The organism is Jeotgalibacillus campisalis, from assembly GCF_000829515.1.
GTDB classification, from domain to species: Bacteria; Bacillota; Bacilli; order Bacillales; family Jeotgalibacillaceae; genus Jeotgalibacillus; species Jeotgalibacillus campisalis.
Map to the genome: position 1 here is coordinate 56,587 of NZ_JXRR01000011.1, position 16,288 is coordinate 72,874.

At 41.5% G+C, this 16,288-nt stretch carries 18 protein-coding genes; 10 read left to right on the forward strand and 8 right to left on the reverse strand.

Annotated features, from left to right (window positions below; genetic code table 11):
• Nucleotides 1-280 precede the first annotated feature (280 nt).
• From KR50_RS06105 to pulA, 3 genes are all read right to left on the reverse strand, one after another.
• Complete coding sequence (locus KR50_RS06105; RefSeq protein ID WP_041056194.1) at nt 281-469, reverse strand: hypothetical protein; 189 nt, start codon at nt 467-469, stop codon at nt 281-283.
• 162 nt (nt 470-631) lie between these two features.
• A complete protein-coding gene (locus tag KR50_RS06110) occupies nt 632-820 on the reverse strand; it encodes a YqaE/Pmp3 family membrane protein (RefSeq protein WP_041056306.1) in 189 nt (62 codons plus the stop codon).
• Nucleotides 821-867: 47 nt separating this feature from the next.
• A complete protein-coding gene (gene pulA / locus KR50_RS06115) occupies nt 868-3,426 on the reverse strand; it encodes a type I pullulanase (protein ID WP_041056197.1) in 2,559 nt (852 codons plus the stop codon).
• A 320-nt stretch (nt 3,427-3,746) separates the two neighbouring features.
• Between pulA and KR50_RS06120 the strand changes: the two genes are divergently transcribed.
• The 3 genes from KR50_RS06120 to KR50_RS06130 all read left to right on the forward strand — a co-directional run bounded on the left by KR50_RS06120 (nt 3,747) and on the right by KR50_RS06130 (nt 5,791).
• Nucleotides 3,747-4,370, forward strand: coding sequence for an FMN-dependent NADH-azoreductase (locus tag KR50_RS06120; protein WP_041056200.1), 624 nt, complete (start codon nt 3,747-3,749; stop codon nt 4,368-4,370).
• 422 nt (nt 4,371-4,792) lie between these two features.
• Complete coding sequence (locus KR50_RS06125; RefSeq protein ID WP_041056203.1) at nt 4,793-5,011, forward strand: hypothetical protein; 219 nt, start codon at nt 4,793-4,795, stop codon at nt 5,009-5,011.
• A gap of 159 nt (nt 5,012-5,170) precedes the next feature.
• Nucleotides 5,171-5,791 carry a flavodoxin family protein gene (locus tag KR50_RS06130; RefSeq protein WP_041056206.1) on the forward strand — a complete coding sequence of 207 codons (621 nt, stop codon included), beginning with the start codon at nt 5,171-5,173 and terminating at the stop codon, nt 5,789-5,791.
• Between the two features lie 127 nt (nt 5,792-5,918).
• Here the strand turns inward: KR50_RS06130 and KR50_RS06135 are convergent, their stop codons facing one another.
• The gene (locus KR50_RS06135; RefSeq protein WP_041056209.1) at nt 5,919-6,245 is read right to left on the reverse strand and encodes a DUF4870 domain-containing protein; all 327 of its coding nucleotides are present in this window, start codon (nt 6,243-6,245) and stop codon (nt 5,919-5,921) included.
• Between the two features lie 100 nt (nt 6,246-6,345).
• On the reverse strand, nt 6,346-7,158 hold the full coding sequence (locus KR50_RS06140; RefSeq protein ID WP_041056211.1) for a DUF368 domain-containing protein: 813 nt from the start codon (nt 7,156-7,158) through the stop codon (nt 6,346-6,348).
• A gap of 183 nt (nt 7,159-7,341) precedes the next feature.
• On the opposite strand from KR50_RS06140, the gene KR50_RS06145 reads away from it, so the two are divergent.
• From KR50_RS06145 to yidC, 3 genes are all read left to right on the forward strand, one after another.
• Nucleotides 7,342-8,250 carry a diacylglycerol/lipid kinase family protein gene (locus KR50_RS06145; RefSeq protein WP_041056213.1) on the forward strand — a complete coding sequence of 303 codons (909 nt, stop codon included), beginning with the start codon at nt 7,342-7,344 and terminating at the stop codon, nt 8,248-8,250.
• A gap of 103 nt (nt 8,251-8,353) precedes the next feature.
• Nucleotides 8,354-8,653, forward strand: a complete 300-nt coding sequence (locus KR50_RS06150; protein ID WP_041056215.1) for a hypothetical protein — start codon at nt 8,354-8,356, stop codon at nt 8,651-8,653.
• A 24-nt stretch (nt 8,654-8,677) separates the two neighbouring features.
• The gene (gene yidC / locus KR50_RS06155; protein ID WP_198134234.1) at nt 8,678-9,448 is read left to right on the forward strand and encodes a membrane protein insertase YidC; all 771 of its coding nucleotides are present in this window, start codon (nt 8,678-8,680) and stop codon (nt 9,446-9,448) included.
• A 96-nt stretch (nt 9,449-9,544) separates the two neighbouring features.
• Here the strand turns inward: yidC and KR50_RS06160 are convergent, their stop codons facing one another.
• Nucleotides 9,545-10,108 (reverse strand): maltose acetyltransferase domain-containing protein, encoded by a 564-nt coding sequence (locus KR50_RS06160; RefSeq protein ID WP_041056218.1) that lies wholly within the window; start codon nt 10,106-10,108, stop codon nt 9,545-9,547.
• Nucleotides 10,109-10,204: 96 nt separating this feature from the next.
• Here KR50_RS06160 and KR50_RS06165 point away from each other — a divergent pair, with 96 nt between their 5' ends.
• The 3 genes from KR50_RS06165 (at nt 10,205) to KR50_RS06175 (ending at nt 12,196) form a co-directional block, all read left to right on the forward strand.
• Nucleotides 10,205-10,960 (forward strand): (S)-benzoin forming benzil reductase, encoded by a 756-nt coding sequence (locus KR50_RS06165; protein WP_041056221.1) that lies wholly within the window; start codon nt 10,205-10,207, stop codon nt 10,958-10,960.
• A gap of 188 nt (nt 10,961-11,148) precedes the next feature.
• Nucleotides 11,149-11,403 carry a hypothetical protein gene (locus KR50_RS06170; RefSeq protein WP_052476836.1) on the forward strand — a complete coding sequence of 85 codons (255 nt, stop codon included), beginning with the start codon at nt 11,149-11,151 and terminating at the stop codon, nt 11,401-11,403.
• A gap of 178 nt (nt 11,404-11,581) precedes the next feature.
• Nucleotides 11,582-12,196: a pyroglutamyl-peptidase I gene (locus KR50_RS06175; protein WP_041056223.1), complete on the forward strand. Its 615-nt coding sequence runs from the start codon at nt 11,582-11,584 to the stop codon at nt 12,194-12,196.
• A gap of 29 nt (nt 12,197-12,225) precedes the next feature.
• Here KR50_RS06175 and KR50_RS06180 read toward each other — a convergent pair whose 3' ends face one another.
• Together KR50_RS06180 and KR50_RS06185 are read right to left on the reverse strand one after the other, a co-directional pair.
• The gene (locus KR50_RS06180; protein WP_041056225.1) at nt 12,226-13,365 is read right to left on the reverse strand and encodes an MFS transporter; all 1,140 of its coding nucleotides are present in this window, start codon (nt 13,363-13,365) and stop codon (nt 12,226-12,228) included.
• Nucleotides 13,366-14,176: 811 nt separating this feature from the next.
• Nucleotides 14,177-14,593, reverse strand: coding sequence for an organic hydroperoxide resistance protein (locus KR50_RS06185; RefSeq protein WP_041056227.1), 417 nt, complete (start codon nt 14,591-14,593; stop codon nt 14,177-14,179).
• Between the two features lie 304 nt (nt 14,594-14,897).
• On the opposite strand from KR50_RS06185, the gene KR50_RS06190 reads away from it, so the two are divergent.
• Complete coding sequence (locus tag KR50_RS06190) at nt 14,898-16,280, forward strand: PTS mannitol transporter subunit IICB (protein WP_408606145.1); 1,383 nt, start codon at nt 14,898-14,900, stop codon at nt 16,278-16,280.
• Nucleotides 16,281-16,288: the final 8 nt, after the last annotated feature.

Genomic DNA, 16,288 nt, shown 5'->3' on the forward strand with positions numbered 1-16,288 from the left:
CTCCAGCAGATTTTCGAAGGAAGGCTCATCTTTATTTATGTAAGTATTATCCCGTTTTTGCTTATGTTATATCTCCAATCCCTTACCATTACTTTAATGGAGAAAAAGAGGGAGAAGAAACTTTTGATCTCTGTTGAGCGAAGCATTGAAAGGGGTCGCCAGCGGGTCAAAATATAATGGATCATACATATAAAACCCTTTGCCAAAGATAATGGTTTCTGATGTTTCAATCAGTCAGTACTATTACTTGAGCAGAGGGTTTTTTATAGGCATGTGCTTGTTAATTCTTCATTTCACCCCGATGATTCCCTTGGGGGGGCTGCAAGGTGAGAATAAATAGTCCCAGTGCTGCACCGATGCCGATTAATGCCTGAATCGACCAATCTCCATACAGCAAGCCAAAAAACAGCTCAAACGCTCCAAAAAAAATCATGGCCAGAACGGCACCATATCGCAGCAGCTGGTCCATCAATACAATCTCCTCTCAGAACAGTAGTACCTATTTAAACAAGTCGCGGATCTGTTTGTCGTTTTAAATTGGTTTAATAGTTATACTATGTTCAACTATGCCCGATTGATTCACCCATACTGACTGCTGGCTGCTTTTATGTAAAAAAAAGAAGCTGAAAAATCAGCTTCTCTGGTTCATATAGTTTTTCATTTCTTTTTTGTGCTTTTCATCCCGAATGACAATAATCGCATGAACAAGTCCAGGTATGAATCCCAGAATGGTCAGCAGAATATTGAGCAGAAATGAACCAAATCTCCCTGTGAATAAAACGGCTGCAGGAGGGAGGAAAATAGCGAGTATATATAACATGAATGTCAACTGCCTTTCGTCTTTTTACTTTTGTTCCCTCCTTTTGCTTATCTTAAACGAAAAGGTTTGGCCAGGACAAAAGTGGAAAGGCGGGAGACTTCTATTTGATTGCGGTTGATCATGCTGAGTGGTTCTGTGCCTGCCTGATGGGAATTAGCCAGTATATGCCATAGTCCGTTGGAAGGCAAATGAAATTTAACAGGGTGGTGGTGTGCGTTGTGAATAACCACATATTCTTCGTACTGACCCTTGTCGCGTGAAGCCTTTAATTGATAAGCAATTAAATGTTCATCAGTAGGGAAAAAGTGAAGACGGGAAAGGATCTCTTCTTTCGTTTTCATCCGAAATACGTCATTGGATTTCCTAAGTGAGATCAGGCCTTTAACATAGCGGACTTCTTGTTCAAATTCGGCTTTTCGGTTCCAATCAAGCTTGTTAATGTGATCGGGTGAACGGTAGCTGTTGTGGTCTCCGTTTTTTGTTCGCATAAACTCCTGACCAGCATGCAGAAAAGGAATGCCTTGTGATAACAGGATAATGGAAGAGGCCAGCTTGTGCATGCTTTTTAAATCTTCCTGCGAAGCACCTGAGTTTGTCAAAAGCAGCTTATCCCATAAGGTATGGTTGTCGTGTGCTTCGACGTAGTTTACAACTTGTGACGGGCATCTGTACTCCATATTGTCATATGGAAGATACATTCCAGCGGTAATTCCCTGTTTGATGGAATAATTATAGCCGCTCCGGCCGTTCACAAATCCTGAATCATGATCAGAAAAATTATTGCCTTTAAGATGATCCCTGATGGAATCGTTAAAATGTGCGATGCCTGGCATTTTATCAGCATTTGCCTGACTTGCTTTTAAATGTGAAGGGAGTGCTGTTGGCAGATCCCAGCCTTCTCCAAGCATAATGATGGATGGATCCACTTCATTCAGTGCTTTTCTTGCTTCGTTCATGGTGTCAATATCGTGAATGCCCATTAAATCAAAGCGAAACCCGTCAATTTTATATTCTTTAGCCCAGTAGACAAGAGAATCCACAATGAATTTTCTCATCATACGGCGTTCAGAGGCTGTGTCGTTCCCTACTCCAGTCCCATTTGACAGGACTCCGTCTTTTTTAAAGCGGAAAAAATAGCCGGGCATCAGAAGGTGAAAACTAGAGCACGGGACATCATACACATGATTAAATACGACATCCATGATCACGCGCATCCCTTTGCTGTGGATAGCCTGAATCATTTTTTTTAACTCCATGATCCTAGTGGAAGGTTCAAAAGGATTAATGGAATAGGATCCTTCGGGTGCATTGAAATGCTTCGGATCGTACCCCCAGTTGTATTGAGGAGTTTCAAGTTCCTTCTCGTCAATCGTCCAATAATCGTAAATCGGAAGAAGCTGAATATGCGTAATGCCGAGGTCACTAAAATAATCCAAACCAGTTTTGACCCCATCCGGTGTAACAGTGGCCGGTTCGGTCAATCCAAGGTATTTCCCCTTGTGAATGACGCCGCTGTTGTGATCAATAGTAGCGTCCCGTATATGCAGTTCATAAATGACTGCGTCTTCAAGCTGATCTAAAGGAGGGGCAGGTAGTTCCCATAGTGGCGGGTTGGTTCGAGCCAGGTCTACCACGACTCCTTTTTCACCATTAACTGTGACAGCTCTTGCATAAGGGTCAACGGCTTCCTGCCAATTTCTGTCGATCATGACCTTATACATATAGACCGTTCCATCAAGGTTGCCGGACTCCTCATAGTGCCAGGTCCCACAAGATCCCGATGCCATTTCATACTCTGCTTTTTTTGCTCCCTCTTTGGTATACAGAACTAAAATTGCTTTTTGAGCTACAGGGGACCACAACCGAAAAACTGTTTTTTCTTTTGTAAAGAGTGCACCGAGAGGCCCATCGTATGCAAAGTTCTCATCAAATTTTTCGGTCCGGACAATGTTCCCATATGAAACGTCACAATCACCAAAATGAGAAATCGTCACTTTATATTTTTCGTGAAGAGAAAGAGATTCTTTTGTTTTTATGGTCATCTGATGTGCATGGTCAGAAGAATGATGATCTTTAGATACGGAAATATCCTGAATGGTTGCCCCTGACAGACTAACGTCAATATTATCGTGCTCCCAATCAAATGCAAGGTTGGTCGTAACGCTTATATCATGCCAGGTGTTGAGCTTGGCACTTACAATCTCGGGTGAGATGTTTATTTCTTCTTCATGATGAAAAATTCTTTCCGTCCCTTGCATGAGCCAGACTTCTGCATGCCCATTTTCATCGAATTCAGTAATAAATCTGTCATCAAACCGTTTGCTGGCCCAGTCATTTTCGTCTGTGCTTTTGCGAATAATAAATCCGACTCGGGTGATACCTGACGGGTCCTCCATTTCGAATGTTGCCCTTTGTCCAAAAGGACGGTCGTCGGTGAATTCCACCATGCGGCCGTTCTTCCCATCAAGCCATACCCACAAATTCCATCCGCTGTAGTCTTCATCGTAACGGTGATAATGCAGCGTAATCGTAACTTTTTTTTGGCCTATTGTGGAGAGGTTGTCAGCTGAAAAATCTTCTTGTTGTTGACCGTGAATCGTTACCATATACATCCTCACCTTTTCTCACTTATAGTTTTAACGGTATGTTCATACCTTATTTTACGTTAGTTTACGGTAAGGGTGTTTTTAAAAGAGGCTTGTGCTGCCAATTCATCATTTCTGCCCTCACCATTATCATTGGCAATGTATTCTTTTAATATGTCTTTATCTATTTTATCGGTCTGCAAGCAAAATAATAAGTAAATAAATTAAATAAACTGGTGCTATTTAAATTAATTAAAATAAAATTATCAGAAAGCTTCAAATATTTCGTTAAACAGTTATCATATAGGTAGAGCTACTACTTGTAAAGGGAGGAAATAAAAATGAAGATCTTATACATTAACGCGAATCCTAGAAACAAAACATCAGTAAGTGAAGAAATTGCAGATGTTTTTGTCAAAGAACTCCTTGCATCAGAACAGCAAGCTAGTATTGAATATGTTCATTTATATGAAACACAGCTTCAGGAAATTGACGAAGAGGTGTTGGCGGTTTGGGGGAAACACAGATCTGGAGAGGCATTGACGACGAAAGAAAAACAAAAAAATGACGTCATGGAACGGGTGCTGGACCAATTTTTGTCAGCAGATGTGTATGTGTTTATCACACCATTCTGGAATTTGTTATTTCCACCAAGATTAAAAACCTATATCGACTCGCTATGCATTCCAGGGAAAACGTTCCGATACACAGCGGGCGGCCAGGAGGGTCTTGTGGAAGGGAAACGGGCTGTTCACATACAAGCTGTAGGCGGTATATATAAAGGAACCGGCTTAAATTTCTCTGAAGACTATCTAAGAGAAATTATGCGTTTTCTTGGGATTAAAGAATATGACTCAGTTATTTGCGAAGGAATGAGCCAATTCCCCGATATGGCAGATAAAATTCTTGCAGAAAGTAAAGAAGAGGCATCGCAGCTTGCACATAAACTCGCACGAATGGAATAAATCTTCATATGTGCAGCACTTCTGGCATCAGATAAAGATTCACACATTCAAGAGAAGACAATATCGGTCAGCAGAAAAAAAAAGTAAATTTATAAAAAGGTCTTCACGATAAGAATCATAATCGTGAAGACCTTTTTTGCGGAATCATAATAATCCGTTGAGATTAAAAAGGATTGTCATTCATCCTGTTCAAATGTGAGACAGAGAAGAGACACCTTCCGCCCCGCTAAAAAGATTACGCTTAGAACGAAGATAATCCGGTTACCTTTTTAAGAAAAGATTGCTGCATTTTAGTAAAGAAAAAGAAACGATCTTTGTAGGAAAAGTCATCCGTTGTATGGAGAAACTAAAAAAGGATAGGTTCATCGGAGTGGAAGGCGTCGACTCCAGCGGGATGCAGCGGGAAGGGTGAGACAGAGAAGATGCAAAGCAATGAATCGGCTCACCTCCCGCCCCGCGGAAAGCGTATGCCTGAAACGGAGATGAACCGGTCGCATTTTGAACGATCGATTGATGCATTTATAAAGAAAAAAGAAACGATCTTAGCTGGAAAAGTTATACGTTTGATAATGAAAATAAGAAAGGATAGGTTCATCGGAGTGGAAGGCGTCGACTCCAGCGGGATGCAGCGGGAAGGGTGAGACAGAGAAGATGCAAAGCATCGAATTGGCTCACCTCCCGCCCCGCTAAAAAGCGTACGCCTGAAACGGAGATGAACCGGTCAAATTAGCATTATAAATGATTGAACTTTCCACAAAAGGGAATAGGACGGAATAGATATTAATTGAAAGGATGATTGGATGCACGCGTTATTTTTAAACGGCTCACTTAAACCGAGTTCAGAAGACTCGAATACGGATGCACTGATTCGAAAAGTAATCAACTACTATGAAGATATGGGAATCACCTCTGAGGTCATTCGTCTGGCTGATTATACTATTGCACCGGGAGTAGAAGTAGACATGGGCAATGGAGACCAGTGGCCGGAGATTTTTGAAAAAGTGAAAAATGCAGATATCGTTATTTTAGGAACCCCAATCTGGATGGGTGAAAAGAGCAGCATTACGAAGCAGGCCATTGAACGTCTTGATGGAGGAAGCAGCTTAACAAACGAGCTTGGCCAGGCAATTTATTATAATAAAGTAGGAGGAGTTGTCGTAACAGGGAATGAAGACGGAGCAAAAAACGCCGCTTCATCCATGATTTATGCACTTTCTCATATTGGTTTTACCATCCCGCCAAATGTGGATACGTATTGGGTAGGAGAAGCAGGCCCGGGACCATCCTATATGGAAGCGATGCAAAAAGGCGAAAGCGAATTTACGGACCAGCACGTTAAGTTTTTAGCTTATAACACGGCTCATTTTGCCAGGATGCTAAAAAGCAGCCCCATCCCTCCGGAAGGCAATGTGATGGAATAAATGTAAGCCTGAAAGGATCCATCTTAAAGATCTTTTAAACACATAAATGGTCCTTGATCAAATGCTCATCCTTTTCTTTGAAGGAAAAGCATTGATTAAGGACCTTTTAAAAAGAAAAATAAACAGCTCAGCTGAAAAAACGGATGACGAGCGGGATGCGGAACTGTTTTCCCTTAAAAGCATAAATGCCTGCCACAGTAATAAAAACAGCCATCAATATACTAAGGATCACATTAATGATGAAGCCGATGGCGATGAAATAAAAAAATCCGGCGGCTGCCTGATATAAAAAGTAACTGACCAGAAAGTTCAAATAATGAAGTCCATGCTGGTTTACAAATGGAGAGTCTCTTTTTACATACCAGATGAGAAAAGGACCTATAATCGCAGTGAAAAAATTGAGAAAATACAGTAATCCGGCAGCTAGTCGTTCATCAGAGGTTGAAGATTGCATCAAATCACTCCTTTTATATGTTTACGGATTCATCGCCTAGTAGGATTCAATTATAACGAAAAACAGCCTGTTTCACATGGAAACAGACTGCTTCTTGTTCTTATCCTCTTTTGCCAAGCCAGACGGCAGCACTGAATCCCAGAATAAGAGATGCAAGGCTTAACAGGACATTGCTGATGTTCAGGTCAAGTCCCGGGAAAACGACGAACAAAGAACCAAAAACCAAGCCGATAATAAGGGAATACATCAAAAGTGGAAATCGATTCAACAAATAGCGTATTCCTTTACTGCTTAAAATAAAGCCCGTTGCAATTCCTGCACCTACAACGAGAATAACGGGAATATTCAGCTGCGTGATGGAATTAAGAACGGTAGGGTAGACACCAATTATCAATAGGATAAATGAGCCGCTGATACCCGGAAGAAGCATCGCCATACTGGCAACCGCTCCTGAAAAAAACAGCAGGACCAATGTAGAAAGAACGGCGGTGTCTAAAAGGGCGCCATCTTCCACAGGTTTCAAAAAGGCCATACTGGCAACCAGCACGGCGCCAATTAACAGGATTCCTATGTGCTTCCCTTTAAACGGTCCCATGTCTTTTGCTTCTCTTATTAAATAAGGAAGAATGCCTCCAATCAGACCGATGAAAAAGAAATTAGTCGGCTGAGGATAATATACCAGCAGCCATTCAACGACATGACTTAATGAGAGGATGGCAGTCGCCATGCCAAGGCCGATCATCAGCAGAAATGGAACATGTTTTTTCCATTCTCTTGTTGTAATCCCGCTTATTGCATTAATGAATTGATCATAGATGCCCATTAAAACAGCAATTGTACCGCCGCTGACACCAGGAATGACATCACTTGTACCCATGGCCATTCCGCGCAAAATATTTCTCCAATCAAACATATATCGTTCTCCTTTAGCTTATGTAAATAATTTAAAAATAACAGACTGCCAAATTCGCTTAACTCAACAGTCCTCATTATACTTGAAGATAGATGATTCGTCATTGATTAGCAGGAAAAAAGGATAAACACGAATAGATGCACAATTTAATATAAGGCTGTTATAAATCAAGGGGGTAAAAGAATGAAAAGAGCGATGATTATTGCCAATCCTTCTTCAGGAAAAGAAGAAGCAAAAAAGCATTTAGATAAGGTAGTAGAGGTGCTTCGGTCTCTTGAATACGAAACCGTCGTTAAGGAAACAGAAAAGGAAATGGATGCCACGCTTTTCGCAGAAGAGGCTTGTGCAGAACGCTATGACTCTGTTATTTCAATGGGGGGAGACGGCACATTGAACGAAGTCGTTACCGGCCTGGCTGAAAAAGCGTATCAGCCGACACTCGGGATTATTCCCCTTGGAACAGTGAATGATTTCGCTCGTGCCTTATCGATTCCATTGGACCCGGAAGAAGCTGTGGGCATTTTAAAAAATGCGGACAAGCGCTATGTGGATATTGGGAAAATTAATGGAAAGTATTTCATGAATATTATCGCACTTGGAGGAATAGCAGAAGCGACATTTGGAGTATCTGTTGAGCAAAAAACCAAGCTTGGACCTCTAGCTTACATGATAGAAGGCTTTAAAAAAATTAAAGACAAGGAACCATTCGATGCAGTTATTCATCACGATGATCAGGAATGGAACGGAGGGGCGCTGCTTATACTGATTGCGCTGACGAACTCCGTTGGCGGTTTTGAAAAACTGGCGCCAGAAGCAGAAGTTAATGATGGGAAACTCCATTGCTTTATTATTAAAAATGTCTCCATTGTGAATTTAATCTCTATTTCAACAGCGTTGCTAAAAGGAACACTGAAAGAAGATGAAAATGTAGAATACCTGACCGCCTCAAAAATCAGGGTAGCTTCCTATAAAAACTTAATTGCGAATGTCGATGGAGACGAAGGAGATAGTGTACCGATTACAGTGGAGATTCTTAAAAGTCATTTACCAGTATTTGTGCCTAACAACTCTTTGGAAAGCAAGAAAGAATAGGGGAACTTGTGACGATTTTTTAAACGAATCATGATTTTTTGCTTTTCGCTTTTAGGATGCTTTATACTGGATCTATCTAAATGCATGACTAGGAGTCTTTCAAATGGAATTGCTTATACAAGCATTAATGGAATCTTTAAACGAAGGCACCATTCCTTTAGCATTTATGCTTATGATGATCTGGAACTGGGACAAGCCTTTTTATATGAATGGATGGTCGAGCAAATGGTCAGATGATCAGGTTTCTGCTCCGCCTGTAAAAAAATTAATCAGTTACCATTTTAATTCAGTAGAAGCCAGATGCAGCAGGATGATTTTTGGCAAAACCATAAAGATGAAAACTTGTCCTGATGATTCAGACGTAGTCCCTTCTTTTCTTTTTCAACCTTCTATCGGATGTTAAAAAAGAAAAGGAATGGTGGAAACTTTGAAGAAGTCGCTTTTATTTTTTATAGGTATACTTGCAGCCGTTGTACTGTCGGGCTGTACAAGTGTACAGAATGAAACAGGTATTTTTTATCATCTGTTTGTTCTTCCTTTTGAATTTGGAATATATGAAATCGGTACACTGCTAAATGGCAACTTTGGCCTGTCGATTATTATTATCACATTAATAATCCGGCTGATTTTAATGCCTTCCATGCTTAAAAATTATCGAAATCAACAAGTAATGAAAGAAAAAATGAATGGCCTGAAGCCGGAAATGGATGAGATCCAGAAACGCTTAAAGGCAACAGAATCAAAAGAAGAACAGATGAAAATTCAGCAGGAAATGATGGGGTTATATAAGAAACACGGTGTGAATCCTTTGAATATGGGATGTTTGCCGCTAGTGATTCAAATGCCGATTCTAATGGGTCTTTATTTTGCCATCTCTTACTCTGAGGAGATCGCAACCCACTCGTTTCTCTGGTTTAATCTCGGCTCACCGGACATCCTGATGATGCTGATTGCTGGTGCCATTTATTTTGTTCAGGGATTTGTGACGCTAAACAATCTTCCGGAAGCACAAAAAAAGCAAATGAAGATCATTACGTATATCTCTCCGCTAATGATCATGTTTATTTCATTTTCCGCTCCGGCTGCACTTCCTTTATATTGGGCAGTGGGTGGAGCATTCCTGATCATCCAAACCTTAATCGGCCAGCGTTTTTATCAAAAGCATCCGGAAAAAGCACTGGAAGCTCAGGAAACATAATAAAGGAAATATGGATGAAAACAATGTAACAAATGCAAAAGAGAACGCACTACCGAACAAGATTCATGTTCGGTAGGGCGTTCTTTTTGTTCTACGTTACGAAATAGGAATGCTTTTAATCACTCTGGCCGGGTTTCCTCCCACTACTTTATTAGCCGGAACATCCTTCGTTACCACAGCACCGGACGCAATTACTGCATTGTCTCCTACAGTGACACCAGGGTTGATGACAGCTCTTCCGCCAATCCATACATTATTGCCGAACTTCACAGGCTTCGCGTACTCCAATCCACTGTTGCGTTCTACTGGATGAAGGGGATGCGTGGCAGTGTATATATGCACGCCTGGTGCAAGCATGCAATTATCTCCGAATTCAACTTTGCATACATCAAGAATCAAACAATCAAAGTTTGCATAAAAATTTTCACCTGTATGGATGTTATAACCGTAATCACAGCGAAATGGAGCCTCAATATGTATTTGTTCTTTTGTCGAGCCAAAAAGTTCCTTTATAAGCTCTTGTTTCACAGCTTCATCCGTTTCAGTTAATGCATTAAAACTCCTCGTCAGTTTTCTGGCAGACTGCCGATCGGCAACAAGCTCCGGATCATACGCTGCATACATTTCTCCTGCTATCATTTTCTCTTTTTCACTCTTCATGTGAATCTCTCCCGTCTTCTTTATATGGTTATTTTATCGTAGTTCAGGGTACAAAATAGTACAAGTATAAATGTAAAATAAGGGAGAGGAAAATGAATGAAATATGCCATAGTAACGGGAGCTTCACGCGGGTTAGGAGCGGCGGCGGCAGAACAATTATTATCCCGAAATTATCATTTGATTGATGTTTCGCGCACCGGAAATGATTCACTTCGAAAAAAAGCGGACGGGATGGATGGAACCTATACCCACATAAGAGCAGATCTAAGTTCGTCTGAACAAGCACAATCCATTATAGAAAATTGGCTCACAAGCATAAAGTCTTCATCACCAGAAGAGATTTTATTTATTCAAAATGCAGGTACCGTGGAACCGATTGAAATTACCGGTAAACTGGAAATAGAAAAAATTAACCATGCTGTGCAGTTAAATTATGTAACCCCAGTGGTCATTGCTAATACTCTGATTGCTCATCTAAAAGAGCTGGATGTGCGTATGACCATTGTAAATATCACCTCTGGAGCTGCGGATAAACCAAATCACGGATGGAGTATCTATGGAAGCACGAAGGCAGCGCTGAATTTATTTACTGAAACAGCTGCTTTGGAACAGGCGGAGCTTCATCCTGAGTTGAAAATCATTTCATTCAGTCCAAGTATTATGGATACGGATATGCAACAGGTCATTCGTTCTTCTTCTTCTGATGCATTTGCTCAAGTTGAGCGGTTTCAAGAGTACAAAAAGCAAGGGAAATTACGTAAGCCAGAAGAAGTGGGCAGTGCACTGGTCCACTTATTAATGGGAGGAGATTTGCAAAGCGGTAAACTTTATCATATTAACGACCTACTTTGAAAATGTTCATTGCTTAGTATAGTAAAGATAGGATTGGGCATACTTTTTAATGGCCCTTATCCTTTACCATTGTAATAATAAAAATCAGAATCTTTACAGTACGAAAATATTCTGCCGGTTTTAACCAATTATTTGGCGGGTAAAATATAGGGAGCAACAATATTATAGATTGAAGGGAGTTTTACAGTATGAATCTTAAAAAGTGGACACAATTAGGTGCAGCAAGTGTATTAAGTCTAGGACTATTAGCAGCATGCAACGGTGACACGGAAGAGGAAACTCCAACAGACACGGAAACAGAAGAAGAAGCACCGATGGATGAAAACACAGACATGGAAGAAGAAAATGGTGAAGAAACAGAAAAGGAAGATGAAGAAACGGACATGGAAAATGATGACGAAGATGCCGTGCTAGACAACGAAGATGAGGATTCAAACGAATAATAATCAGGAAAACTGATGGAAGGCTGCCGTGCAAACACTCGGCAGCCTTTTTTAGTTTGTACAAAGCTATGGAAACATTGATGAGGATAACTGTCTGCTTTTTTTTTCGTTTTGCGAAATAGTATGTTAATTTATAGGTAGGCAGAGTATAATCCACATTTGTTTAGGAGGTTTCATGATGAAAAAATTAATGCTGACAGGCTTTGAACCCTTTTTACATTTCAAGACGAATCCTACCATGAAAATAGTGGAGGAGCTGGATGGTCAGGTAATAAACGGATTTCGCATATATGGCAGAATTCTGGAAGTGGACTTTAAAAAATCAGGTAACCAGATTTTGGACTGCTGGAATGAAATTAAGCCTGATGCGGTTATTTCACTGGGACTTGCTGCAGGCCGCTCAGCTATAACACCCGAACGAATTGCGATAAATTGCAATGATGGTGAACAGGATAACAGCGGAAACCTTCCGTCGGGAGAGAAAATCATGGAAGACGGACCAGATGGGTTATTCAGCACACTTCCGATCCGGTCCATGGTGGATAAGTTAAAGCAGCAAAACTATCCGGCAGCTATATCAAACTCAGCCGGCGCTTACTTATGCAATCATGTGATGTATCAGATCCTGTATAGGCTGAAACAGAAGGAGCTAATAAGACCAGCTGGTTTTATCCACATACCAGCCTCGCATGAATTAGCAATTCAATATGGAAAAATACCGAGCTGGTTCCAGGAAGATTTAACACAGGCCATTCGGCTTTGCATCGAGACGCTGGAGTCATACTCTCAATAAACTATGACAATTCTGATCGGCATTCTTTATTAAGCTATTTTCTTTACCTTCATTAAAAAGCCAAGAAAAACAGCCGGAAGGACAGCGGCACTCATACCAATAAAAGAGAGACCAGGAGAGACTTCATACAGATAGCCTCCTGCTGTGGTAAGAAGAGCCGTGCTGAACCCCATACCGACAGAAGCATAGAGACCTTGTGCCGTGGGCAGCAGTGGTTTTTCTACTGCGCGATATACATAATTGATAAAGGCATAATGAGCTAAGCCAAATGTCATTGAATGAAACGCCTGAGTCAGGATAAACAGCCAAAGAGACGGAAATAAACCTACGAGCAGCCAGCGGATGACAGAAGCCATTCCGGCAAAAATAAACATGGCTGCAACAGACGTCCGTTTTAACATCCGATCTGCCACAGCAAAAAAGATGATTTCAGAAAGAACGGCAATATTTAAAATAAGTCCTATGTAAACACTTGATACGTTGAGTTCCTGTAAGTAAATGAACCCATAGCTGTAATAGGCTGCATGGGCACCCTGAATCAGAACGCAAATTGTCAGGACGATTAAAAACCCTTTCGTCTTAAAAATTGACCGGTATCCTCCGATCTGAGGAGCAATTTTTTCCTTTAGAGCATCGGGAGCAGGGCGAAGCGCACATGCAGCTAAAAAGAGACTGCCAATCATCATTGCGACGAGAATAGAGGATTCCGTCCACAGGTCTGTTGTTATGCCTATAACAATTAAACTGATCGTATAGCCCGCGGATCCCCATGACCGGCTTCTTCCATAATTAATCCGGTTGGTCTTCATCAGAACGGTGGCGTTGCTTTCCATAAGCGGAAGGATCGTAGGGTAAAATAAACTGTATATGACCATAACCGCTAGTAAAGCTGAAAAGGACTCAGCCGGGATAAAAAGCAACAGAAGAAGAAATGAAAGAGCCGGCATAAGTTTGATCAGCACGGAAAGGCTGAAATGCTTTGTCAGTGCTGGAAATAAAAATAAAGTAGAGAATGACCGTGCAAACAGCCCGGCTGCGATCACGGTGCTTGCTGCAGCAACTGTTAAGTCTTTCTCATAGACCAGCCATCCGGTCCAGTAAGGTAAAAAAATGCCCCATGTGAAAAAGAAGGCAAAGAAATTAGTAGATAACCATGCTTGCTGTTTCAATCAGTATCACTCCATTTGGTAGTACTTTCATAAGTTACAAGTATAGCAGAAATGGAAGATTCAGTAGTTGGAAAAAAAGGACCGGTTCATTTCCGCTGCGTCCGGAGGCTTTCCGCGTGGCGGGAGGTGAGCCCCTTTGATGCTGTCGCATCTGCTTGGTCTCACCCTTCCCGCTTTTTCACGCAGGAGTCACCGGCCTCCGCTGCAATGAACCTATTCTTTGGTGATTTCACTTCTAAATACAATGGGCAACAGCTGCAGATTGTTCTTTATGAAGACAACTAATCTTTTTGTGAAAGGGAAGGACCGGTTCATTTCCGCTGCGTCCGGAGGCTTTCTTACGTGGCGGGAGGTGAGCCCCTTTGATGCTGTCGCATCTGCTTGGTCTCACCCTTCCCACTTTTTCACGCAGGAGTCCCCGGCCTCCGCTGCAATGAACCTATTCTTTGGTGATTTCACTCGTAAATAATGAAACAGCTGTCTAGATCTTTTTACAAGCAGAGTTTTTTTTGAAAAAAGAGCGGGACCGGGTCAAGGGAATTAATCCATCTCCTTTACACCACCTTACTTATTGTTTGGTATACGGCGATTCACAATCAAGATGGTTAACGAAGAATTTAATATCTGCCTGTATAGTTCAGGAGTTCTTGTCGAACCTTCTGTCTCAGCCGTTTCAGACTCTTGGTTACAAGTCTTACCGGTTTGAAGAGGTTGAATATTTGAACTATCTAAAAAAGCCGCAATGATTTCCGTTTGGAAGTCATTGCGGCTTTCGTTATTTATATACAATTAGTAGACTTTGAAAGTGAAATTAGCCTGCTTTTATTTCAAGTGCTACGTCAATATTGCCTCTTGTCGCTTTTGAGTAAGGACAGAATTGGTGTGCTTTTTCAAGAAGTTCTTCTGCTTCGTCCTGGCTAACGCCTGTTACGTCAACTACCAGCTTCACAGAAATTTTAAAACCGTCGTCTTCTGAATCTTTTTCAAGACTCACATGAGCAGTTGTTTTTGATTCTACTTCTTTGTTTTCTTTTTTTGCAATTAAATTAAATGCTCCGTCAAAACAAGATGCATAACCGGCAGCAAATAGTTGCTCGGGATTTGACTTGCCTTCCGGGCTGCCCCCGTCTTTTGGCATTCCAAGTTCTAATTGAATTAAACCGTCAGATGATGATACTTGTCCTTCTCGTCCACCTTGTGCTACGGCAGCTGATGTTAATACTGGCATGCTTCTCATCTCCTCATTTGCTTGCGATTTGTCAAGTCAATTTATATTGACAACATAGTATCTGTTTTCACGATTAATCCATTTTCTAAACATATTTGCAAAAATTCTTTTCTGCGTTTGTGACAATCTGTCAACTTGCCTCTTGCCAAAAACGAGTTTGGAAGTTGTTGTGGATGTGTTGTAAGCGTTTTATGATGAGGTTAAAGATTTACACATGTTAAAAGGAGGAATGAATGTGGAACAGACAAAGAAAAAATCTGGTATACGTGAAAGAGTTCAGCGCTTTGGTTCGTTTTTAAGCGGCATGATTATGCCGAATATTGGTGCGTTTATTGCCTGGGGGTTAATTACAGCTCTTTTTATTCCGGATGGCTGGATTCCAAATGAAAACCTGGCTGAATTAGTCGGTCCGATGATTACGTTCCTGCTGCCTTTGTTAATTGGTTTTACAGGCGGCCGGATGATTCATGGCAACCGCGGTGGTGTGGTTGGTGCCACTGCAACAATGGGGGTTATTGTCGGCGCTGGGATCCCGATGTTTCTTGGTGCGATGATTATGGGGCCTCTTGGCGGCTATGTCATGAAAAAAATTGATGGGTTTACAGATGGAAGAATACGTTCCGGCTTTGAAATGCTGGTAAACAATTTTACTGCAGGAATTGCAGCCGCTATTCTTGCGATTGGCGGACTGCTAGGAATAGGACCTGTAGTCGAAGGAATTACTACAGTACTCGCTTCAGGTGTAGAATTAATGGTTAATGCAGGCTTGCTTCCGTTAGTGAGCTTATTTATAGAACCAGGTAAGGTATTGTTTTTAAACAATGCCATTAACCACGGGATCTTGACTCCGCTTGGCACAGAACAGGCGGCACAAGCAGGTAAATCTGTTTTGTATCTTCTTGAATCCAACCCAGGGCCTGGTCTTGGTATCCTGCTTGCTTATATGTTTTTTGGAAGAGGAACAGCCAGACAAACCGCTTCAGGTGCTTCCATTATTCACTTTGTCGGAGGAATCCACGAAATTTATTTCCCTTATATTTTAATGAAGCCTGTTCTGATTGTGGCTGCTATTGCCGGAGGAGCGAGCGGTGTTTTCACTTTCGTCCTTCTTGACGCAGGATTAAGCGCTCCGCCTTCACCGGGAAGTATTATTGCGATCCTCGCACTTACTCAGCAGGGCAATTATATTGCTGTTATTTCAGGGGTGCTGATTGCAACTGCCGTATCTTTTGGTGTGGCATCGATCTTCCTTCGTACCGCTAAAGCGGATGAAGCGGATAATATTGCGGAAGCAACGGAAAAAATGCAGGAGATGAAAGGCAAAAAGAGTCAGGCATCTGATCATCTTTCAGCTTCTCAGCAGGAAAATGTGAACGACACGTCGTTGACAGCGCCGAATGAGCTTTCAAAGGAAAATATTAAGAAGATCATTTTTGCCTGCGATGCCGGAATGGGCTCAAGTGCAATGGGGGCTTCGCTGCTTAAAAACAAAATGAAAAAAGCTGGATTGCAATACGATGTGACGAATACCGCGATCAATCAGATTCCTGATGACGCAGACTTAGTCATCACACACAAAGATTTAACAGAGCGCGCGATGACGAAAAAACCGGATGCGCTTCATATCTCGGTTGAAAATTTCCTTAACAGCCCAAAATATGATGAGATTATTGAAGCTTTAAAATAAAAAGGAGG